Genomic DNA, 277 nt, shown 5'->3' on the forward strand with positions numbered 1-277 from the left:
GCTGCACAAGGACACCCAGTTCCACATCAACCCGACCGGCAACTTCGTGATCGGCGGCCCGGTCGGCGACTGCGGCCTGACCGGACGCAAGATCATCGTCGACTCCTACGGCGGCATGGCCCGCCACGGCGGCGGCGCGTTCTCCGGCAAGGACCCGTCCAAGGTCGACCGCTCCGCCGCCTACGCCGGCCGCTACGTGGCGAAGAACATCGTCGCCGCCGGCCTCGCCGAGCGTTGCGAGATCCAGGTTTCCTACGCCATCGGCGTGGCCCAGCCG

1 protein-coding gene is annotated in these 277 nt (G+C 70.0%); it reads left to right on the forward strand.

Annotated elements, in window-relative coordinates:
- The coding region (locus ACLJNW_RS24765; protein WP_410961296.1) for a methionine adenosyltransferase domain-containing protein at positions 1-277 on the forward strand (277 nt) is incomplete at both ends.

This window comes from Salmonella sp. SAL4457 (assembly GCF_046548235.1).
Lineage (GTDB): Bacteria > Pseudomonadota > Gammaproteobacteria > Enterobacterales > Enterobacteriaceae > Salmonella > Salmonella enterica.